At 68.9% G+C, this 19,976-nt stretch carries 20 protein-coding genes and 2 riboswitches; of the genes, 9 read left to right on the top strand and 11 right to left on the bottom strand.

Annotation, left to right across the window (positions count from 1 at the left end; all coding sequences use genetic code 11):
* Nucleotides 1-95: 95 nt before the first annotated feature.
* Nucleotides 96-857 (bottom strand): cobalt-precorrin-4/precorrin-4 C(11)-methyltransferase, encoded by a 762-nt coding sequence (locus PV766_RS05875; RefSeq protein ID WP_026003397.1) that lies wholly within the window; start codon nucleotides 855-857, stop codon nucleotides 96-98.
* Nucleotides 854-2,059 (bottom strand): precorrin-6y C5,15-methyltransferase (decarboxylating) subunit CbiE, encoded by a 1,206-nt coding sequence (gene cbiE, locus PV766_RS05870; RefSeq protein ID WP_421096632.1) that lies wholly within the window; start codon nucleotides 2,057-2,059, stop codon nucleotides 854-856. The genes PV766_RS05875 and cbiE overlap by 4 nt, the downstream gene beginning before the upstream one ends.
* Nucleotides 2,060-2,099: 40 nt before the next feature.
* Nucleotides 2,100-2,295, top strand: a riboswitch (cobalamin riboswitch).
* A 22-nt stretch (nucleotides 2,296-2,317) separates the two neighbouring features.
* On the opposite strand from cbiE, the gene PV766_RS05865 reads away from it, so the two are divergent.
* From PV766_RS05865 to PV766_RS05850, 4 genes are read left to right on the top strand one after another with little or no spacing between them, the layout of a single operon-like run.
* A complete protein-coding gene (locus PV766_RS05865) occupies nucleotides 2,318-4,222 on the top strand; it encodes a VWA domain-containing protein (RefSeq protein ID WP_421096631.1) in 1,905 nt (634 codons plus the stop codon).
* Nucleotides 4,222-4,836 (top strand): cob(I)yrinic acid a,c-diamide adenosyltransferase, encoded by a 615-nt coding sequence (gene cobO, locus PV766_RS05860; protein WP_064062719.1) that lies wholly within the window; start codon nucleotides 4,222-4,224, stop codon nucleotides 4,834-4,836. Before PV766_RS05865 ends, cobO begins: the two co-directional genes overlap by 1 nt.
* Nucleotides 4,833-7,208 (top strand): cobyrinate a,c-diamide synthase, encoded by a 2,376-nt coding sequence (locus PV766_RS05855; protein ID WP_421096630.1) that lies wholly within the window; start codon nucleotides 4,833-4,835, stop codon nucleotides 7,206-7,208. The genes cobO and PV766_RS05855 overlap by 4 nt, the downstream gene beginning before the upstream one ends.
* Nucleotides 7,205-8,125, top strand: coding sequence for a cobalamin biosynthesis protein (locus tag PV766_RS05850; RefSeq protein WP_129977554.1), 921 nt, complete (start codon nucleotides 7,205-7,207; stop codon nucleotides 8,123-8,125). The genes PV766_RS05855 and PV766_RS05850 overlap by 4 nt, the downstream gene beginning before the upstream one ends.
* A 60-nt stretch (nucleotides 8,126-8,185) precedes the next feature.
* Here the strand turns inward: PV766_RS05850 and PV766_RS05845 are convergent, their stop codons facing one another.
* A complete protein-coding gene (locus PV766_RS05845; RefSeq protein ID WP_421096629.1) occupies nucleotides 8,186-8,887 on the bottom strand; it encodes a haloacid dehalogenase type II in 702 nt (233 codons plus the stop codon).
* A gap of 101 nt (nucleotides 8,888-8,988) precedes the next feature.
* Between PV766_RS05845 and PV766_RS05840 the strand changes: the two genes are divergently transcribed.
* Nucleotides 8,989-9,510 (top strand): hypothetical protein, encoded by a 522-nt coding sequence (locus tag PV766_RS05840; protein WP_129977556.1) that lies wholly within the window; start codon nucleotides 8,989-8,991, stop codon nucleotides 9,508-9,510.
* 99 nt (nucleotides 9,511-9,609) lie between these two features.
* Complete coding sequence (locus PV766_RS05835) at nucleotides 9,610-10,158, top strand: hypothetical protein (RefSeq protein WP_016932306.1); 549 nt, start codon at nucleotides 9,610-9,612, stop codon at nucleotides 10,156-10,158.
* Here the strand turns inward: PV766_RS05835 and PV766_RS05830 are convergent.
* Genes PV766_RS05830 through PV766_RS05815 form a run of 4 tightly spaced genes read right to left on the bottom strand, consistent with a single transcriptional unit; the run spans nucleotide 10,061 to nucleotide 13,350 of the window.
* Entirely contained in the window at nucleotides 10,061-10,891 is an 831-nt protein-coding gene (locus PV766_RS05830) for a cobalt-precorrin-6A reductase (protein WP_421096628.1), read from the bottom strand. The genes PV766_RS05835 and PV766_RS05830 overlap by 98 nt on opposite strands.
* Nucleotides 10,888-12,366: a cobyric acid synthase gene (locus tag PV766_RS05825; RefSeq protein WP_129977558.1), complete on the bottom strand. Its 1,479-nt coding sequence runs from the start codon at nucleotides 12,364-12,366 to the stop codon at nucleotides 10,888-10,890. The genes PV766_RS05830 and PV766_RS05825 overlap by 4 nt, the downstream gene beginning before the upstream one ends.
* A 4-nt stretch (nucleotides 12,367-12,370) precedes the next feature.
* Nucleotides 12,371-13,141, bottom strand: a complete 771-nt coding sequence (locus PV766_RS05820; protein ID WP_421096627.1) for a CbtA family protein — start codon at nucleotides 13,139-13,141, stop codon at nucleotides 12,371-12,373.
* Between the two features lie 14 nt (nucleotides 13,142-13,155).
* Nucleotides 13,156-13,350 (bottom strand): CbtB domain-containing protein, encoded by a 195-nt coding sequence (locus PV766_RS05815; RefSeq protein WP_016932310.1) that lies wholly within the window; start codon nucleotides 13,348-13,350, stop codon nucleotides 13,156-13,158.
* 32 nt (nucleotides 13,351-13,382) lie between these two features.
* Nucleotides 13,383-13,517: riboswitch (cobalamin riboswitch) on the bottom strand.
* Between the two features lie 37 nt (nucleotides 13,518-13,554).
* Here PV766_RS05815 and PV766_RS05810 point away from each other — a divergent pair.
* The gene (locus tag PV766_RS05810; RefSeq protein ID WP_129977559.1) at nucleotides 13,555-14,103 is read left to right on the top strand and encodes a histidine phosphatase family protein; all 549 of its coding nucleotides are present in this window, start codon (nucleotides 13,555-13,557) and stop codon (nucleotides 14,101-14,103) included.
* Nucleotide 14,104: 1 nt separating this feature from the next.
* Here PV766_RS05810 and PV766_RS05805 read toward each other — a convergent pair whose 3' ends face one another.
* The 3 genes from PV766_RS05805 to PV766_RS05795 form a co-directional block, all read right to left on the bottom strand.
* Nucleotides 14,105-15,028 carry a cation diffusion facilitator family transporter gene (locus tag PV766_RS05805; protein ID WP_129977560.1) on the bottom strand — a complete coding sequence of 308 codons (924 nt, stop codon included), beginning with the start codon at nucleotides 15,026-15,028 and terminating at the stop codon, nucleotides 14,105-14,107.
* 97 nt (nucleotides 15,029-15,125) lie between these two features.
* Nucleotides 15,126-16,289 carry an FUSC family protein gene (locus PV766_RS05800; protein ID WP_421096626.1) on the bottom strand — a complete coding sequence of 388 codons (1,164 nt, stop codon included), beginning with the start codon at nucleotides 16,287-16,289 and terminating at the stop codon, nucleotides 15,126-15,128.
* Between the two features lie 12 nt (nucleotides 16,290-16,301).
* Nucleotides 16,302-16,718, bottom strand: coding sequence for a DUF3151 domain-containing protein (locus PV766_RS05795; RefSeq protein WP_064062727.1), 417 nt, complete (start codon nucleotides 16,716-16,718; stop codon nucleotides 16,302-16,304).
* A 79-nt stretch (nucleotides 16,719-16,797) separates the two neighbouring features.
* Between PV766_RS05795 and PV766_RS05790 the strand changes: the two genes are divergently transcribed.
* Nucleotides 16,798-17,796, top strand: a complete 999-nt coding sequence (locus tag PV766_RS05790; RefSeq protein ID WP_421096625.1) for a hypothetical protein — start codon at nucleotides 16,798-16,800, stop codon at nucleotides 17,794-17,796.
* Nucleotides 17,797-17,935: 139 nt separating this feature from the next.
* Here the strand turns inward: PV766_RS05790 and fbaA are convergent, their stop codons facing one another.
* Nucleotides 17,936-18,973, bottom strand: coding sequence for a class II fructose-bisphosphate aldolase (gene fbaA / locus PV766_RS05785; RefSeq protein ID WP_064062729.1), 1,038 nt, complete (start codon nucleotides 18,971-18,973; stop codon nucleotides 17,936-17,938).
* Nucleotides 18,974-19,111: 138 nt separating this feature from the next.
* Between fbaA and PV766_RS05780 the strand changes: the two genes are divergently transcribed.
* Nucleotides 19,112-19,879, top strand: a complete 768-nt coding sequence (locus PV766_RS05780; protein ID WP_016932317.1) for a VTT domain-containing protein — start codon at nucleotides 19,112-19,114, stop codon at nucleotides 19,877-19,879.
* Nucleotides 19,880-19,976: the final 97 nt, after the last annotated feature.

Raw genomic sequence — 19,976 nt, 5'->3', positions numbered from 1 at the left:
TCCACCCCGGATCGTCGACAGGTTCGCTCGCCGAAGCGGGGTTCGCCCCTGCTGCAACCGTGGCGAACCCCGCTTCGGTGCGCGAGGATGAAACGCTATCCGAGGCCGTGACGTTCGCGGGCGGGGTCGTAGAGGTGCGAGCAGGCGACGTCGGGTTGCTCCCGTACCCCGAGTGCCCGTCCGACGACGATCACCGCGGTGTGCTTCAGTCCCGCTGCCTCGACACTGTCGGCGATGTCCGCGAGGGTGCCGCGCAGCACGATCTGGTTCGGGCGTGATGCGAACGCGACCACCGCGACGGGACAGTCGGCACCGTACTCCACCGTGAGTTCCTCGGCGAGGACGCGGATGCGCGTGATCGCCAGGTGCAGGACGAGACTCGCCCGGAGCCCGGCGACCCGCGCGAGCGCTTCGGTGTCGGGCATGGCGGTGGAGCGGGCCTGGGTGCGGGTCAGCACGACCGTCTGTACGAGTTCGGGGACGGTCAGTTCGGTACCGAGCGCCGCGGCCGCCGCGGCGTAGGCCGGAACACCGGGTGTGACGTTCCAGGGCACACCGGCGGCGTCGAGTCGTCGCGTCTGTTCGGTGAGCGCGGAGTACAGCGACGGGTCGCCGGAGCACAGCCGCACCGCGTCGAGCCCACGCCGGTGTGCGTCGACGAGGTGGGCGGTGATCTCGTCGAGGTCCAGATGTTGCGTGTCGATCAGTTCGGCGTCGTCACGGCAGTGCGAGAGGGTCTCGGCATCGAGATAGGTACCGGCGTACAGAACGACCGGGACCTCGCGGAGCAGGTTCACCGCTCGTAGCGTGAGCAGGTCTGCCGCTCCCGGTCCGGAGCCTACGAAATGGACGGTCATCGTTCACCTTTCACTGCACTCCATTGCACCACGGGCCGTTGCGCGCGCCAGCCGGTGAATGTTCCGATCGGATCGGCGTGTTCGACGGACAGGCGCACGAGTTCACCGCCGTGCACCTTCCACCACCGCACCAGGACGGCCTCGGTCTCCAGAGTCACCGCGTGCGCGACGAGCCGTCCGCCGGGAGTCAGTGCGTCCCAGCACGCGTCGAGCACGCCGTCGCGGCTTCCTCCCCCGCCGACGAAGATCGCGCCGGGTGCTTCGAGACCGGCGAGCGCAGCGGGGGCGGGCCCGCGGACGACGCGGACGGCGGACGGCACACCCAACGCGGCGGCATTGCGTTCGATCGCGTCGGCGCGATCTGCGTTGTTCTCCACCGAGATCGTGCGGCAACGGGGATCGGTGCGTGCCCATTCGATTCCGACGGAACCGGCACCGGCACCGACGTCCCACAGCAGCTCCCCCGGACGCGGCGCGAGAGCACACACCGCGGCCAGACGCACGGTCCGCTTGCTGAGCTGGCCGTCGTGTTCGAACAGCTCGTCGGCGAGACCGGGAGTTGCCGACAGCCCTGCGGAACCGTCGGCCTCGATGCACAGCAGACTCAACGACGGAACCGATGCGTTCACGAGATCGTCTGCTGTCGAATCGATCCGGGATTCTGCATCCGCTCCGAGATTCGACAGTACCGAGACACGGGAGTTGCCGAACCCGCTGTCGGCCAGCAGCGCCGCGACGTCCGGCACCCGCGCTCCGTCGACGAGAACCACGAGCCGCCGGCCGCGGGTGAGAAACCGTCGCAATGAGTCGATCTCGCGTCCCACCACGGTGACCGTCTCACATTCCTCCGCAGACCAGCCCATGCGGGCGCGGGCGAGCGCCACCGAGGACACGGCGGGGATCACCCGCACGGCGTCGCGGCCCAGTCGACGGATCAGGGTGGTGCCGATCCCGGAGACCAGCGGATCGCCCGACGCGAGGGCGACGACATCCCTGCCTGCGTGCCGCTCGAGGAGATCGTCGAGGCCCGGCAGCAGCGGCGACGGCCACTGCTCGCGCATCGCACGCCCGGCGGGGACCAGGTCGAGGTGCCGCCGGCCGCCGAGCAGAACGTCGGCGGCGAGTATTCGTTCCCGGACGGCCGAGGGCACGCCCGGCCACCCCTCCGCCCCGATACCGACGACGGTGATGCGTGAACCCATGGCGGTGAACCCTAACCCACGGCCTGCGGCTACACTCGGCCGCGGCAAGACAATCGAAGGTGCCCCTCACGGGGATAATCGGGAAGCCGGTGAGAATCCGGCACAGGCCCGCTGCGGTGACCCGGGAGTCGTCGATCATGCGCGTACGCGCAGCCACTGGACCACACGTCCGGGAAGGCGATCGCACGGCGTCCGACCGGGAAGTCCGAATACCGGCCTTCGAACAGCTTGCCGCGGAGAACATCCCAGCGGGAGCCTGTGGAGGTCGAAGTGCACGTGTATCCGTTCGGTGCGGTGGTCGGTTCCGACGACCTCGCGCTGGCCCTGACCCTGTGTGCGGTGTCGCCGTCGATCGGCGGTGTACTGGTACGCGGCGAGAAGGGCACCGCGAAATCGACGACGGTGCGTGCGCACGCCGCACTGTTGCCGCCGGTCACCGTCGTCGAGGGATGCCGGTTCTCGTGCGATCCGACCGCACCCGATCCGTCCTGTCCGGACGGCCCTCACCCTGCCGATGCGGCCGCGCATCTCCGGCCGGTGCGGCTCGTGGAACTACCCGTCGGGGCGGCGGAGGATCGCGTCACCGGCTCGTTGCATCTCGGCAAGGCGCTGTCCGAACGCAGGGCCGAGTACGAACCCGGTCTCCTGGCACTCGCCCATCGGGGTGTGCTGTACGTCGACGAGGTCAACCTCCTGCACGACCACCTGGTGGACCTGCTGCTCGACGCCGCCGCGATGGGCCGCTCCACCGTCGAACGTGACGGTGTGTCCGTCGAACACGCTTCCCGGTTCGTGCTGGTCGGAACGATGAATCCCGAAGAAGGCGAACTGCGTCCGCAACTCCTCGACCGTTTCGGGCTCGCCGTCGACGTGGCCGCGCCCCGCGACCCGCAGGTGCGTGCCGAGATCGTGCGGCGGCGGATGGCCTTCGACGCCGATCCCGCCGGATTCACCGCCCGGTGGGCGGATCGGGACGCCGAATGGTCACGAGGCATCGTCGCCTCGCGCGAACTCGTCCCGCAGGTCGTGCTGAGCGACGACGCGCTGGTCTCCATCGCCGAGGTGTGCGCGGCCTTCGACGTGGACGGCATGCGCGCCGACCTCGTCACCGCTCGCACCGCGATCGCACACGCGGCGTGGCACGGGCGTACCGAAGTGACGCGCGAGGACATCGCGGCAGCGGCGCGGCTGGCATTGCCGCATCGGCGGCGGCGCAATCCCTTCGATGCACCCACGAGCAGCGACGATCTACTCGACGAACTGCTGGGCGAGGACGACACCGACCCGGATCCCGATCCGGGCCCCGACGATCCCGGTGGCGGTGAGAGCGCACCCGGCGAGACTGCGGGCGATGTGTCCTCCGACTCGGCCGGCCGATCGTCCTCCACGCTGTCGTCGGCATCGGATCCGTATCGCACCAGGGTGTTCTCCGTCGACCGGGTCGGACACGGTGCGGCCGGTCGCCGGTCGCGAGCGGTCACCACGATCGGCCGCACCGTGGGCAGCCGCCGCGGCGATTCCGGTCCCGTCCACCTGCCTGCGACGATTCGCACCACGGCGTTCGCCGACAAGGACGGTTGGCAGCTTCGCCGGAAGATCGTCGAGGGCCGCGAGGCCAATCTGGTGTTGCTGTGCGTCGATGCCTCCGGCTCGATGGCGGCACGCAATCGCATGGTCCAGGTCAAGACGGCAGTCCTGTCGTTGCTGCTCGATGCCTACCGTCGCCGCGACACCGTCGGTCTCGTGACCTTCCGCGGCACCGGAGCTACGGTCGTGCTGCCGCCGACGAATTCGGTGGACGTGGCGGCCGCGCGCCTGCAGGAACTCCCCGCCGGCGGACGCACGCCCCTGGCCGAGGGCCTGACCGAGGCGGCCGAGACCGTGCGGCGCCATTCGCTGCGCGATCCCGATCGCCGCACGCTTCTCGTCGTGGTCACCGACGGTCGCGCCACCGCCGGCCCCGATGCCGTCCGTCGTTCACTCGAGGCCGCGGACGTGATTGCCGCTCAGGGAATCTCGTCGGTCGTCGTGGACTCCGAGACCGGCCGGTTCCGGATGGGGCTCGCGATGCGTCTGGCCGAGCGTCTCGGTGCCGAGTACGTACCCGTCGGTGAGGTGGACGCCGACGCACTCACCGGAATCGTCAGGGAAAGGGCTGCCTGATGCCCCAGGGACAACCCACCGTCGTGCCCGACGACGGTCTCACCACCCGCCAGCGTCGCAACCGGCCTCTGCTGATGGTCAACACCGGTGACGGAAAAGGAAAGTCGACAGCGGCTTTCGGTCTCGCTCTGCGGGGATGGAACCAGGGATGGTCGGTCGCCGTCTTCCAGTTCGTCAAGTCCGCCAAGTGGCGACTCGGCGAGCAGACTGCCTTCGAGACTCTCGCCGGCCTGCACGACGAGCGGGGTACCGGTGGTCCCATCGAGTGGCACAAGATGGGGTCGGGCTGGTCGTGGTCGCGTAAGGAGGGCACCGAGGAGGATCACGCCGCCGATGCGCTCGCCGGGTGGCGCGAGATCCAGCGACGTCTCGCCGTGGAACAGCACGGGTTGTACGTGCTGGACGAGTTCACGTATCCGATCGACTGGGGCTGGATCGATATCGACGAGGTCGTCGAGACGTTGACCTCACGACCGGGGCGCCAGCACGTGATGATCACGGGTCGCCGGGCCCATCCGAAGCTCGTCGAGGTCGCCGACCTCGTGACGGAGATGACGAAGGTGAAGCATCCGATGGACGCGGGGCAGAAGGGCCAGCGAGGGATCGAGTGGTGAGAGTTCCACGTGTGGTCGTCGCCGCACCCGCGTCCGGGCACGGCAAGACGACTGTCGCCACCGGTCTCATGGCCGCTCTGCGACGGGCCGGACACATCGTGTCGGGCCACAAGATCGGTCCCGACTACATCGATCCCGGTTACCACTCGCTCGCCACCGGGCGGGCCGGTCGCAATCTCGACCCGCACCTCGTCGGCGAAGACCTCGTCGCCCCCCTCTTCCTGCACGGCGCCGCCGGTGCGGACATCGCCGTGATCGAAGGGGTCATGGGGTTGTACGACGGGATGATCGGCACCGACGGGTACGCGTCCACCGCCCATACCGCGGCCCTGCTGTCCGCGCCGGTGATCCTCGTCGTCGACGTCTCGCACGCCTCCCGGTCGATCGCGGCGATCGTGCACGGCATGGCGTCCTACGATCGCGGCACCCGGATCGCCGGTGTGATCCTGAACAAGGCCGGATCCCGGCGACATTCGGACGAGGTGATCCGCGCTCTCGAACCGACCGGCATCCCGGTCCTCGGAGTCCTCGGCCGCGACGACGGCATCACCGTCCCTTCACGGCATCTCGGACTCGTGCCGGCCGAGGAACGCGGCGAGGCGACAGCGCAGGTCGATCGGCTCGCGGCGCAGATCGCCGAGCACATCGACCTCGGTGAGATCGTCGGTATCGCCTCGATGGCACCGGACCTTTCCGCCACGGCCTGGGATCCGGGATCCTCCGCGGAGAACGGACCGGTGATCGCCGTCGCCGGTGGCCGGGCCTTCACCTTCCGGTACACCGAGACCGAGGAACTGCTGCGAGCCCACGGATGCCGGCCCGTGGCATTCGACCCGCTCCGTGACGAACGGCTTCCCGCCGGCACCGCAGGCATCTACCTCGGTGGGGGCTTCCCCGAGGTACATGCCGCCGACCTCGCCGCGAACGCGCCTCTACGCGCGCACCTGCGCGACGCGATCGCGGCCGGGGTTCCGACCGTCGCCGAATGTGCCGGTCTGCTCTATCTCGGTCGTGACGTCGACGGGCACGAGATGGTGGGCGCGCTCGACGCCTCGGCGCGGATGACACCGCGCCTGACACTCGGCTACCGCACGGCGATCGCCCCGCAGGACACTCTTCTCGCTCCTGCCGGCAGCCGCGTCACCGGCCACGAATTCCACCGCACCGTGGTCGATTCCGGCGCGTCCCCGGCGTGGCTGCTCGACGGCCGGCCGGACGGCGTCGCGACCGCGACCGTGCACGCGTCGTATCTGCACACGCACTGGGCCGGCCATCCCGAGCTCGCACGACGATTCTCGGACGCCGCACGGGCAGCGGAACCCTCGCCCGAACCCGTCTCCGCACCGGCACGTCGTCGAATACACGAACCCGACCTGCACCATCACGGCGACCGCGACGCGACCGAAGGCCTGGTCGACCTGGCCGTCAACGTCTCGCGCCGGCCACGACCGGCCTGGCTCGACGACGCCCTGCGTTCCTCACTGGACCGTCTCGATCGTTATCCCGACCCGAGCGGCGCCCGCGCCGCCCTTTCCGTCCGCCACGGCCGCAGCCTCGACGAGGTTCTCCCGACGGCCGGAGGCGCCGAGGCGTTCACGCTGATCGCCAGGGCGCGAGCATGGCGGAAACCGGTGGTGGTGCACCCGCAGTTCACCGAACCGGAAGCGGCGCTGCGGGTGGCCGGGCATCGCGTCACGCGGGTCGTGCTGCGCCGCGAGGACGGGTTCGTCCTCGATCCGGCTGCGGTTCCGGAGGACGCCGACCTGGTCGTCGTCGGCAATCCCACCAATCCCACCTCGGTGCTGCATCCGTCCGGCACGCTCCTGGCACTGGTGCGACCGGGACGGGTCGTCGTCGTCGACGAGGCGTTCATGGACGCCGTTCCGGACGAGACGGACTCGCTGACGGACCGGCCCGTTCCGGGGCTCGTGGTGTTGCGGTCGCTCACCAAGACCTGGGCGATCCCGGGCCTGCGCGCCGGATACGTCGTCGGCGACCGCGAGGTGGTCGCGGATCTCGCTGTGCAGCAACCACCCTGGTCGGTGTCGACTCCCGCCGCAGCCGCGATGATCGCGTGCGCGTCCGACGAGACGGCACGCGAGACCGCCGTCATCGCCCGGGAGATCGTGGCCGACAGGGCGGTTCTCGTCGACGCGCTCTCCGGTCTCGGGATCCGCGTGGTCCCGGCCGCTACGGCCCCGTTCGTGTTGGCGGAGGTACCCGAGGGGACTCGGGAGAAGCTGCGGGAGAGGGGCTTCGCGCTGCGTCGCGGCGATACCTTCCCCGGTCTCGGAGACGAGTGGGTGCGCATCGCGGTGCGTGATGCCGCCACCACGGGGGCGCTCGTCGAGGCGTGGAGAACGATCCTGTGAAACACAGGGCCCTCGGGCTGGTGCTCGGTTACGCCGCCGACCAGGTCTTCGGCGATCCGCAGCGGTGGCATCCCGTGAGCGGCTTCGGGACGGTGGCGCGCGCCACCGAGAGCCGGCTCTATGCCGACAACAGTGCCTCCGGGGTGGTCTTCACCTCGGTGCTGGTGGGTTCCGTCGGAGCGGTGGGGTACGTCGCCGACCGCGCGACCCGCCGTCGCCCGGTGCTGTCGATCGCGGTCACCGCGCTCGCGACCTGGATCGTGCTCGGGGGCCGTTCGCTCGGGCACGAGGCCCGGACGATCGATGCCCAGCTGCGCGGGGGTGATCTCGCCGCGGCGCGGCGGCAGGTGACCCACCTGGTGGGTCGCGACCCGTCCCGGCTCGACGAGAACGGGATCGCCCGCGCCACGATCGAGTCGGTTGCCGAGAACACCTCCGACGCCGTCGTCGCGCCGCTGTGGTGGGGCGCGATCCTCGGTCCCGCCGGCCTGCTCGGCTACCGGGCCGCGAACACCCTCGACGCGCGTGTCGGCCACCGCACGCCGCGTCTCGAACGGTTCGGATGGGCCTCGGCGCGGTTCGACGACCTGCTCAACCTTGCCCCGGCGCGGCTGACGGCTCTGCTGGCCGCGGCGCTGGGGGACGACTCTCGGGGTGCGATGGGTGCGTGGCGGCGGGACGCGCACCAGCATCCGAGTCCGAACGCCGGACCGGTCGAGGCGGCGTTCGCCGGCGCTCTCGGCATCAGGCTCGGCGGCGCGAACGTCTATCACGGAGTGGTCGAGGACCGCGGCACGCTCGGCGACGGGCCTGCGCCGTCGCCGAGCGATATCGGACGGACCGCTCGGCTCGCCTCGAAGGTGGGAATCGGCGCCCTGGTGACGGCAGTCGCCGTCGCGCTCGCGTGCCGTCGATAACTCCTTCCCGACCCTTCGCCCCCGGCCTTGTCGGTGGTTTCCCTCCCGAGGACACAGGTGTCACGGCATGTGACGCAGGTCGTCGATGCGATGGTCGAATTCGCCGTCGGTGTCGTCGACCGCGTCCTCGAGGCGTCCGTTCTCGAGCGGCCGGTACACGAAGACGGTGTTCAGACCGACCTCGCGGGCGGCGCGGAGGTCGTAGGGATGCGAGGCGACCATCGCCGCGCGGGACGGATCGACTCCGAGATAACGGCAGGTGCGTTCGTAGAGGAAGTGCTCGGGTTTGAAGGCGCCGAACAGTTCGGCCGTGAGGATGACGTCGGCCTCGAGGTGCCGGTCGCGGAAGAGTGTCACCATCGTGGCCATATCGGTGTTCGACAGGGTCGCCACGACGGCCTGCGAACGGAGTTCCTTCAGTCCGGGTCGCACGTCCGGCCACGCTTCGAGGCGTTGCCATGCCCGCGCCGTCTCGATGCGCACATCGTCCGGAAGGTCGATCCCGAACTGCTCACATACGTCGCCGAGTCCGTCGACGTAGGAGTCCTGCACGCGATACCAGTTCTCCACCGACTGGTCGAGACGGAGGATGCGCTCGTAGTAGTCCTTCCTCCAGGCCCGGACCAGGTCGCCCACGGTCGCCGGATCGGCGTCCGGTCCGAGGGCATCGGCCACCGCGCGGGTGACCGGGGTGTAGAAGTCCATCAGGGTGCCCTGCACGTCGAAGATGTACGCGTCGTATCGGCTCACGCTCCGGAGCATGCCCGGTCACGTCCTCCCGAAACGAGCCCGCCGAAGACCCCACGCCGGTGTGACCCGCGTCGCATACTGGGACCGAAGCGTCGCGCCTTCGGGGGTACACCATGGACGACCTGGCCGAATTCCGTCACGATCTCGATCGCATCGAACACCGCGTCGCCGGTGAGGTGACCGTCGGCCGCTCACGCGTCCGGATCCTGGCGGGATGTGTCGCGCTGCTGGTGGTAGGTCTGCTGCTTCCGCAGGCCACGTCCGTGACGTCTCTGACGACCCTCGTGCGCTGGGATTCCGACTCCGTCGCCCTGCCGGTGCGGATCTTCGACGCTTTCGTGGTGGTGTTCGGCATCCTCGTACCGCTCGTCGCGTTGCTCCGTCGTCGCTGGGGTGCCGCAGCGATCGCGATGCTCGGTTCGGGCGCGGCGTCGATGGTGGGGCTGTTCGCCGTCTGGTCGCAGGCCGGGATGGTCGCCCACACCCCACACGCACCGCATGTGGGCCTGTACCTGTGCTGGGGCGCCGTGATCGCCTCCACTGCGGTGTGGCTGCCTGTCGTACTCTCCACCGCTCCCCTGCGCAGCGATCCTCCGATCACGGCCGGAGTTCTGACACCCCGGCACGGCCGCTGATCTCGCGTCCAGCAACTTGGCAGTGGCGCGCATCACACTTTCGGTGCAACACTGTAATCAGTGCAACACGCACCCCGGTCGCGTCCCCGGGAGGACATCATGCGACATTCACACATCCACGGATTCGGACGAACGGGCGGTTGGCAGCAGGCCGACGTCCCCGACGCGAGCGATGCCGCCGAGTGGTTCGCCGGCAGGCTCCCCGACGACTGGTTCACCGGACAGCCCGACATCGAGATCGACAGGGAGGAAATCTTCGTCGTCGGCCCCCTCGGGGTACCCGACGGCGCGAGCGACACCGAGATCGACGGACGCATCGCTCGGTTCCGCGAGACCACACGCGCCGACCGGATGCGCATCGCCGACGAGGCCGAGGCCCGCTACGGCCGCAAGGTGGCCTGGGGGGTGAAGATCGGCGACCGCACCGCCCTGTTCACCCACCTCGCCGTCCCGGTCATGACACGGCTGCGCCAACCCGAGCGGAAGGTACTCGACACTCTCGTCGACGCGGGGGTCGCACGGTCCCGTTCCGACGCACTGAAGTGGACCGTCAGGCTCGTAGGCCGGCACTCGGAGCAGTGGCTCCAGGAACTGCGGGAAGCGATGAAAAAGGTCGACGATCTGCGTTCCGAAGGTCCGCAGGTCTGACCTCCGAGACTCGGAGAACCCAGTCCCGCGCCGTCGTCACGGAATCCACCGTGGCGACCCCGTGGGGCGCGGCAGGCCGGCGCACGACGATCACGCGCACGCCCAGCTCGTCCGCCGCGTCGAGTTTGCCGCGGGTGAACGAACCACCGGAGTCTTTCGTGACGAGCGTGTCGATCCTGTTGTCGAGCAGAAGCTTCCGTTCGTCGTCCCTGGTGTAGGGGCCGCGCCCGAGCAGCACCGACCAACTCGGCGGCACGTCGGTCGTCACGGGGTCGACGACGCGGACGAGCACGTCGTGTGCAGCGAGCGGCCCGACGAAGCGGTCGAGCGTCTGCCGTCCCGTACTGAGGAAGATCCGCCGGCCGGTCGCGGCGTTACGGGCCGCGGCGTGGTGGTCGTCGGCCCACGTCCACCGACCGTGCCGGTCGTGCCAGCCGGGCCTCTGCAGACGCAGCAACGGCACGTGTGCCACGGTGCATGCCGCAGCGGCGTTCGCACTGATGCCGGCTGCGAACGGATGGGTGGCGTCGACGACGGCCCGGATACCGCGCTCGCTCAGGTACCGGGCGAGGCCCTCGGCGCCACCGAACCCTCCGATGCGTACCGGGCCGACGGGCAGGCGCGGGTTGCGGACCCGGCCCGCGAGTGAGGACTCGAACTCGATCGCGTCGTCGTCCAGAGCAGCGGCGAGCGCGCGTGCTTCACCGGTTCCACCCAGGATCAGGACCGTCACCGCAGAGTCCCCGTCAGCACCGGCAGGGTCCGCTCGTCGGACAGCATGTCGAGCAGGGCATCCATGTCGAGGTGTTCGTCGACGAGGTCGGCGAGTGCCTCGATGCGGGACTCGCGTGCAGCCGGGAAACTCACCTCGCCGGTACGGATCTCGCGACCCACCGCCGCGGCGACCTCGTGCAGCCACGCCCACCGCAGAGCGTCCCCTTCGAGGGCACCGTGCCACATGGTGCCGAACACCGAACCCACCCGTACGCCACCGAGGAAGTCCGTGCCGCCGTCGACGGTGATGCGTCCGTGATGGATCTCGTATCCGGAGGCAGCGGCGTCCAAGGCCGAACCCCGGGGTAACCGCAGAACCTTGGCCGGGCCGAACGTGGTGCGCACCGGGAGCAGTCCGAGACCCGCCGCGTGCGCGCCGGGCACACCTTCGACACCGTGCGGATCGTCGATGTGCGTACCGAGCATCTGGAATCCCCCGCAGATACCGAGGACCGGATAACCCCGGTTCGCGTGTTCCACGATGGCGGTGTCGAGACCCCGCGAACGAAGCCACGCGAGATCCGCCAGGGTCGCGCGGGTTCCGGGCACGATCACCACATCGGTTCCGGCGAGCGCCCGGGGATCGTCGACGAAACGAACCCGCACATCCGGCTCCAGGCACAACGCGTCGACGTCCGTGAAATTGCTGACGCGCGGCAGCATCACGACACCGATGGTCACGGCGCCGTCGCCGTCGTGCGCGGGACGGGAGGTGAGGGCGAGCGAGTCCTCGGAGTCGAGCCACAGGTCGCGCTGCCACGGCAGCACACCCACTACCGGGCGGCCGGTGAGCTGTTCGAGCGAATCCAGCCCGGGCTTCAGGAGCGAGACGTCGCCACGGAACTTGTTGATCACGAAGCCGCGGACCAACTGTTGATCCGCGGCGTCGAGCAGAGCCAGCGTGCCGTACATCGACGCGAAAACGCCACCGCGGTCGATATCGCCGACGACGACGGTGGGCATCGAACCATGCCGTGCCAGTCCCATGTTCACGTAGTCGTGGGCACGCAGGTTGATCTCCGCCGCGCTACCGGCACCTTCGCACACCACCACGTCGAACCGGTCGCGGAGATCGTCGAACGCGCCGAACGCCGCCTCGGCGAGATGCCGTCGACCACCGGCGAATTCGCCCGCTTCCAGCACACCGGCCGGCCGGCCGAGGACGACGACGTGGCTGCGCCGGTCGCTACCGGGTTTGAGCAGTACCGGGTTCATCGCGGCCTCCGGGATCGCGCGTGCGGCCACCGCCTGGATCCACTGAGCGCGACCGATCTCCGCGCCCTCGTTCGTCACCATCGAGTTGTTCGACATGTTCTGCGCCTTGAACGGCGCGACCTTCAGGCCGCGCCGCAACAAGGATCGGCAGATCCCGGTGACGACAACGGATTTCCCTGCATCCGAAGTCGTTCCGGCGACGAGCAGGCCCGAACCCATGCGGTCAGGCCGGAATCGGCACGCGACGGGAGGCGCGTTCGGTGAGGTAGGCGAAGACCACGCCCAGCGTCGTCCACAGAGTGAGCTGCACGGTGAACGACGCCACCCGGAACTCCCACAGCAGCGTTGCGGGGAAGCCTTCCCCGACCTTGTCGACGCTCGGCAACGCGAGATATCCCAGGCCCACCACGACGAGGAATGCGACTGCGGGACCGGCGATGCGGACGGTGTGCAGATCCTGGGTGGCGAGTGCCTTGGCCACCGCTACGGCAACGGCGATCGCGACGAGTCCGAGGACCACCGAGGCGAGCCACAGCAGAGTGCGCTGATCGATCGTGGCGGGATCGCCGACGGCCGGCGGGTTGGCCGGATACTTCAGGAACGGAACCGCTTCGATCGCCAGCCACGCCCCGGCCGCACCGACCAGCCCGAGCTTCCAGCCCGGCATATCGGTGAGACGGCGCGCGAAGTGCAGCACCGACGCGTAGAGGGCACCGAGCGCGAGACCCGCCAGGCCGGTCGCGAGGAACAACCCCACCTTCTGGCCGGTACGGCCGACGAGCGCATCGTCGCCGTGACTGTGACCGTGGGATTCGCCCGCGGCCGTCGCATGATCGTGATCGTGCGAATGCGATTCGCCTGCAGCCTCTTCGAGCGCGATCGCCGATTCGATGTGAGGTTCGCCGACGACGAAGGCGACACCGCCCGCGAGCAGACCCGCGACGAGTCCGGCAAGCAGGCCCCTCAGTAACAACCGGGTGTAGGTTCCGGGCATCGTGATTCCCGTTCTCAATGGCACGGAAGACCGAGCAGGTGCCGGCCGTCGTGCATCAGTTCGTGCATGAACATGCCGGTGCGCGAGATCGCGCCCTGATCGAATCCGACCAGATAGAGAACGAGAAATGCCGCCACGATCACTGCGGCGAGAGCCACTGCGAGTGCGGCAGAGCCGAGCGACTCGCCGGGTGTATGGACAACAGCCATGACAATCCTCCAGGGATTTCGCGTCCCATTCGATTCCGTCATGTGCCGCGGGAGTTTTCTGGCTTCCGAAGATCTCGTGTTCTCCGGTTACAGTGGCGCGACCGCTCCGGTTTCCCACCGGATTGCCTACACCTCGGCACATCGTTACCGACGAACCTTCGCACCGCTCGGTCGGCGATGTCAAGCGGAAAGGACATACCTGCCGTGCCCCGATTGTTTCTCGTCGCACATGCATCCACCTGTGCGACGGAACAGGCCCGATTCCCCTGCGACGAGCCGCTCTCGGACAGAGGCCGACGCGAACTCGAGCGCGCCTCCGCACCGGTCGTCGACCGGTGGGTGTGTGCACCGGAGCGACGCACGGTCGACACCGTCCACGCCTTCGGGTTCCCCGCCGAGATCGACCCCGCCCTACGCGAGCTCGACTACGGCACGTGGGCCGGATCTGCGATGGACGACGTACCCGAGAGCGAGTTGGAGGAGTGGCTGACCGATCCGGCGGCAGCACCGCACGGCGGCGAATCCGTGGAAGACCTGCTCGGCCGGGTCTGCACCTGGCTGGCGGCACAGGGCGACGGCTACGAACGTGTCGCAGCGGTGACCCACCCCGCGGTCGTCCGGGCCGCGACGGTGTGCGCTCTCGATGCTCCGGCGGCCGCGTTCTGGCGGGTCGACGTGCGGCCGCTGGACGTCGTCCGGTTGCACGGCCGACCGGGCCGGTGGACGTTGCGGCCGAACCGATTCCCGCGGTGAGCTACCACGTCACGTCCTTCTCGCACTGCTTCCCGTCGACCGTCGATTCCACCTGGACGGTTGCGTGCTCGAGCCCGTGCGACGACAGCGCGGTGCGCGCCGAGTCGAGGATCCACTGCGGGTCGTGGTCGCTGACGAGATGCACGGTGGCGACGTCCATGCCGGTGGTCAGCGTCCACACGTGCAGGTCGTGCACGCCGCACACGCCGGGCAGCGCGAGCAGGTCGGTGCGCAGGAGGTCGACGTCGAGGTGCGCGGGCGAGGTCTGGGTGAGAATCCGGAGCGACTCGGCAGCCAGTCGCAGTGCGCGCGGCACGACCCACAGGGAGATGAGCACACCGACGACGACGTCGGCGAGGCTCCAGCCGAAGATCATGACGAGTGCGCCTGCGATGAGGACGCCGACCGATCCGACGGCGTCGGCGAGCACCTCCATGTAGGCGCCGCGCACCGCGATGCTGTCCTTCGCGTCGGCCCGGAGCATGAGCATCACGACGATGTTTGCGGCGAGTCCCGCGAGGGCGGTGACGATCATGGGGAAACCGGGGAGTTCGGGGGCGTCCCCGATGCGGTCGATCGCCTCGTAGAAGACCCATCCCGCGACGCCGAGCAGCAGCACTGCGTTGACCATCGCGGTGAGGACCTCGGCGCGGTGCCAGCCGAAAGTACGCGAAGCGGCGGCACTTCCACGCCGGGCCAGAACGAGGGCGACCATGCCCATGGACACCCCGACGACGTCGGTGAGCATGTGCCCCGCGTCGGCGAGGAGTGCGAGGGATCCGATCAGGAGACCGACGAACGCCTCGAGCACGAAGAACGCGCCGAGGATGCCCAGCGCGAAGCCCATGCGCCGGATGACGCCGCGCGTGGGACCGGCCCCGCGACCATTGCCGACGCCGTGTGAGTGCCCGTGACCCGAACCCATCGATCTCCCTCTCCGAAACCTCGGGCCATCGTATGCATGAATGCGCATATGTTTCAACGCCAGGTGCCCGGCGTGGGTGGAGGACCTGCCCGAGGCCCTATTCGTCCGGGTCGTAGGCCGGGTGTTCGACGGTGGGCGGAAGGGTCGCGATCGCGGAGATCCGCTTGAGTCCGGCGGTCTGCAGCAAGTCCACGATCAACGACCTCATCTGCGCGAACACCACCGTCGCCGACACCCCCGCCCCGGCGATGAGGTCGGGATCCATCTTCTTGGCGATGCTGCGCAGCACACGCGCGGCCTCGGCCTGATCGGGCTGCTCCCCCGGCTCCGCCAGAACCATCCCGCGGAGCACGTCCACCGCATCGGCTACCTCGACGAAACGCTGCACGAGCCGCGGATCGAGGATCTCGTCGTCGCGGACGAGGGTCAGCGACCGGCGCGCGAGCACCCGGATGTTGCGCATCGCGTGGTCGATGGGATCGGCTGCGGCGGCGAGCACCGCGAGTCTGCCCCGACTGTTCCAGTAGAGGGGCGAGATCCGGCTGATCTCCCGTCCGCCCGTGAGGTGGGTGCGCATCGTGTCGATCGCGGGCTGGGTGGCCCGCGCCTGCTTGAGTGCGTCCTCGATCGGTTTCGGATTGTTCTCGACGAGCCCGGCCTCGACCTTCCTCAGGACTTCGCTCGCCGTCGCGAGGACCTCGGCGGCGTTGCGCCGGGCACGCCGCACCGGATGGGTGGGGATCATGGCGACGACCGCGATCCCCGTGAGACCCCCGACCAGGGCGTCGACCATGCGATCGGGCCCCCCTGTGCCACCGGGCGGCAACAGCGTCGCCACGAGCACCGCGGAGTTCCCGGCCTGCATCGCGAAGATCGGGCCGCTGTTCAACGCGACCGCCGTACTCATCGCGATCGTCACGACGAGCGCGATCTGCCACGGTCCGCTGCCGATCAGCGAGACGAGCAGGTCGCCCACGCCGATCCCGACGGTCACACCGCAGACCAGTTCGACGGAACGCCGCAACCGGGCGCCGAGACCGAGCCCGAGGGAGACGACTGCCGCGATGGGCGCGAAGAAGGGCTGGGCGTGACCGACCAGATCCTTCGCCACCCACCACGCCAGACCCGCCGCCAGCGCGCACTGGATGATCGGCAGCGCCGACGAACGCAGCCGTTCGAACGAGTCGGTCAGGCGCCTACGGGCTCCTCGGCAGGTGGGACGGCGTCTGGCCGCGACGGACAGTCTGTTGGCCACAGACATGTACGGCGGCGTCTATTCGACGCCCAGAGCTTCCGCTGCCCGCGGGTCGCAGTCCTCGAGCAGGTCCAGGCAGCGGGCGTGTTCGTCCGTCTCGCCGATCGTCTTCGCGGCCCGGGCGAGTACGGCGACGCAACGGAGGAAGCCGCGGTTGGGTTCGTGGCTGTAGGGCACGGGACCGAAGCCCTTCCAGCCGTTGCGACGCAGCTGGTCGAGACCGCGGTGGTATCCGGTGCGTGCGTAGGCGTAGGCGGCGATCGTCTCGCCACCGTCGAGTGCGGCCTCGGCGAGGTACGCCCATGCGATCGAGGCGGTGGGATGGTCGGCTGCGACCTTCGCCGGGTCCTCGTTGTTCAGCAGGGCCGACTCCGCGTCGTCGTCGCCGGGGAGCAGGGTGGGCTGAGGTCCGAGAAGATCACCGAAAGACGTCATGGGGTCATTCTGCCCTCCCGTCGCGAAGGCTCGATAGAGTCCCCGGGTAACCGCAGGCCGTCGAGCGAGGTGCAGCACGTTGTCGGACCCGAAGAACGAAGAGACACCCGAGAAGACTTCGACGACCCCGGATGTGGGAACACCGGACGGGGATACGGAGAACGAGCCTGCCGACAAGGCGATTTCCCCCGGGGAGCGGGAGGTGGCGGCCCTCGGGCAGACCGAGTCCGTCGTGGTGGGCACGGCAGATCGGCGTGCAGCCGCCGACGAGCCGGAAACCCCCGTCTCCGACGAAACCGGGAAGCCGGATGCCGACGCCACGCCCCCGGATGCGGATGCGGATGCGGACGAGACAGCAGACACGAACGAGAGCGACACGAACGAGAGCATCGCCACGGACGAGACCGTGGCGATGCCCGTCGTCGAGCGGAAGGCCGTCGAGTCCCGCCCGGCTCCCGAGCCCGAACCCGAACCCGCGCCCGACGTCGCCGATACGCCGACGGTGCAGATCCCCGTTCGCAACCATGTGCCCAAAGCGCCACCGCAGCGCATCGCGCCGCGCGGTGAGGAACCGCCGGCGCAGCCCGAGCCTGTCCGGGTGGCGGTCCAGCCCACACCCACGCGCATCCCGCCCGCACGCGACACGGGACGCCGACGGTGGCTGGGAGCCGCAGGGGCGGTAGCCGCGCTGGTGGTGGTGGCGATCGCCGTGGCCGCGGTGGTGGTGTTCGTGCAGCAACGCGCCGACAACTCCCCCGAGAGCCGCATCCGCTCGAGCATCGACACCTTCGTCGGAGCACTCGAATCGGGCGACCTCGCGACCCTGCAGGAGTCGACCTGCGGAGCGCTCTCCGACTTCTACGCGACGGTCGAACCGCAGAACTTCCGCGACATCCATCGACTCGCCGTCGAGCAGGGTGAGATTCCGGTGGTGACGAGCGTCGATCGCATCCAGATCACCGACAGCACCGCGATCGCCCAGGTCACCGCGCACACCGCGAACAATCCGTCCGATGTCACCGACCGCACCTTCGATCTCGCCCTCGACGGCGAGCAATGGAAGGTCTGCAGCGAATAACGGCAGCCCCGACCGACGGCGGTGCCGAACGCGCAGAAGTCGTCGATGCACTCGGCGTGTCGCGACGGCGCCTGCGCACCGACCGGACGACGCAGGGCGCCGACGAGAACGTCGGCGCCCTGCGTGCAGCGGTGGTTTCCTACTTGGCCGAGACCGAGCGTCCCGCCGACTTGAGGTCGTTGCAGGCTTCGATGACACGCTGCGTCATGGACGCCTCGGCCTTCTTCAGGTAGCTGCGCGGGTCGTAGGTCTTCTTGTTGCCGACCTCGCCGTCGATCTTGAGCACACCGTCGTAGTTGCTGAACATGTGTGCCGCGATCGGGCGGGTGAACGCGTACTGCGTGTCGGTGTCGACGTTCATCTTCACGACGCCGTAACTCAGCGCCTCGTCGATCTCCGACTTCAGTGAGCCCGAGCCGCCGTGGAAGACGAGGTCGAACGGCTTCGAGCCCGCCGGCAGACCCAGCTTCTTCGACGCGACGGCCTGGCCCTCGGCGAGGACGGACGGCTTGAGCTTGACGTTGCCCGGCTTGTAGACGCCGTGGACGTTGCCGAAGGTCGCGGCGAGCAGGTACTGGCCCTTGTCGCCGGCGCCGAGCGCGTCGACGGTCTTCTCGAAGTCCTCGACCGTGGTGTAGAGCTTGTCGTTGATGGCGTTCTCGACGCCGTCCTCTTCACCGCCGACGACACCGATCTCGATCTCGAGGATGATCTTCGCGGCCTTGGCGGCAGCGAGGAGCTCCTGGGCGATCTCGAGGTTCTCGTCGATCGGAACGGCCGAGCCGTCCCACATGTGCGACTGGAACAGCGGGTTCTGTCCGTTGTTCACGCGCTCCTGGGAGATCGCCATGAGCGGGCGGACGAAGCCGTCGAGCTTGTCCTTCGGACAGTGGTCGGTATGGAGGGCGATGGTCACGTCGTACTTCTCGGCGACGACGTGCGCGAACTCGGCAAGCGCGACGGCACCGGTGACCATGTCCTTCACACCCAGGCCCGAGCCGAACTCGGCGCCACCGGTCGAGAACTGGATGATGCCGTCGCTGCCGGCGTCCGCGAAGCCCTTGATGGCGGCGTTGATCGTTTCGGACGAGGTGCAGTTGATCGCCGGGAACGCGAAGGAGTGCTCCTTGGCGCGGGCCAGCATCTCGGCGTAGACCTCGGGAGTCGCGATAGGCACAGCGGCTGTCCTCCAGATGAGAGTCGATGGGCATCCCACCGGGATAGGGTGGGTGCCCGGGTTGTCCTTGCAGTATGTCAAGTGAGACGCCCGCTCGATACTCGGGCCGTCCCGGGGGGTGTCGGGATTCGGGGAGAGGTGGACGCCGCCGGTACCCTGGACCGCGTGACTGTGCTCGAAGCCTCGGAGTCCGTGACCAATCTGGCCCTGCTACCGGGGTTTCTGGATCCTGTCAATCTGCTCAATTCGTTCGGGACCTGGATGCTCATCGGGCTGCTGCTCGTGGTGTTCATCGAATCCGGCCTGCTGTTCCCGCTGCTGCCCGGCGACTCGCTGCTGTTCACCGCGGGCCTGATCGCAGCGGCCAAGTCGGCGGAGGTCGAACCGTTCGCCCCGCTGTGGGTGCTCATGGTGACGATCCCGATCGCGGCGGTCCTCGGCGACCAGGTCGGCTATCTCATCGGCGCGAAGGGCGGAACCAGGCTGTTCAAGCCGGATGCGAAGCTCTTCAAGCAGGACTACATCGACGAGGCGCACCGCTTCTTCCTGCGCCACGGACCCGCGATGATCTTCCTGGCACGTTTCGTGCCGATCGTGCGTACCTATGCCCCGCTCGTCGCGGGCGCCGCGAAGATGCCCTACCGCGTGTTCATCACCTACAACGTCATCGGCGGCATCGTGTGGGGCGCCGGCGTGACGCTGCTCGGCTACCTGCTGGGACAGATCAGCTTCATCGCCGACAACATCGACATCATCTTCCTGGGCATCGTGTTCGTCTCGGTCATCCCGATCATCACCGAGGTCGGCAAGCGCATGCTCAGCTCGCGTCGGGCCAAGAACGGCCGGGCGCCGGTCGCCGAGGTCGACGACGCGACCATGCCGATCAACCGGCTCGAGTCCAAGTAGGACGAGTCCGACCAGGAACGGTCCGGGTAGGAACGGTCCGCACACCTCGGAAGGTGGATTCCCGCCCGTCGAACGAACGGGCCGGAATCCACCTTCT

It is taken from the genome of Rhodococcus sp. As11, from assembly GCF_048957735.1.
GTDB classification, from domain to species: Bacteria; Actinomycetota; Actinomycetes; order Mycobacteriales; family Mycobacteriaceae; genus Rhodococcus; species Rhodococcus gordoniae.
The sequence above is the reverse complement of the archived record's forward strand: the minus strand, read 5'-3'. Positions and strand labels throughout refer to the sequence as shown.

Coding starts and splice junctions, on each gene's coding strand:
- cbiE (WP_421096632.1), bottom strand. CDS start 2,059: ATGGGTTCACGCATCACCGTCGTCGGTATCGGGGCGGAGGGGTGGCCG.
- PV766_RS05875 (WP_026003397.1), bottom strand. CDS start 857: ATGACCGTCCATTTCGTAGGCTCCGGACCGGGAGCGGCAGACCTGCTC.
- PV766_RS05835 (WP_016932306.1), top strand. CDS start 9,610: ATGCGACATTCACACATCCACGGATTCGGACGAACGGGCGGTTGGCAG.
- PV766_RS05805 (WP_129977560.1), bottom strand. CDS start 15,028: ATGGGTTCGGGTCACGGGCACTCACACGGCGTCGGCAATGGTCGCGGG.
- PV766_RS05845 (WP_421096629.1), bottom strand. CDS start 8,887: ATGCTCCGGAGCGTGAGCCGATACGACGCGTACATCTTCGACGTGCAG.
- PV766_RS05815 (WP_016932310.1), bottom strand. CDS start 13,350: ATGGCTGTTGTCCATACACCCGGCGAGTCGCTCGGCTCTGCCGCACTC.
- PV766_RS05800 (WP_421096626.1), bottom strand. CDS start 16,289: ATGTCTGTGGCCAACAGACTGTCCGTCGCGGCCAGACGCCGTCCCACC.
- PV766_RS05795 (WP_064062727.1), bottom strand. CDS start 16,718: ATGACGTCTTTCGGTGATCTTCTCGGACCTCAGCCCACCCTGCTCCCC.
- PV766_RS05820 (WP_421096627.1), bottom strand. CDS start 13,141: ATGCCCGGAACCTACACCCGGTTGTTACTGAGGGGCCTGCTTGCCGGA.
- PV766_RS05840 (WP_129977556.1), top strand. CDS start 8,989: ATGGACGACCTGGCCGAATTCCGTCACGATCTCGATCGCATCGAACAC.
- cobO (WP_064062719.1), top strand. CDS start 4,222: ATGCCCCAGGGACAACCCACCGTCGTGCCCGACGACGGTCTCACCACC.
- PV766_RS05825 (WP_129977558.1), bottom strand. CDS start 12,366: ATGGGTTCGGGCCTGCTCGTCGCCGGAACGACTTCGGATGCAGGGAAA.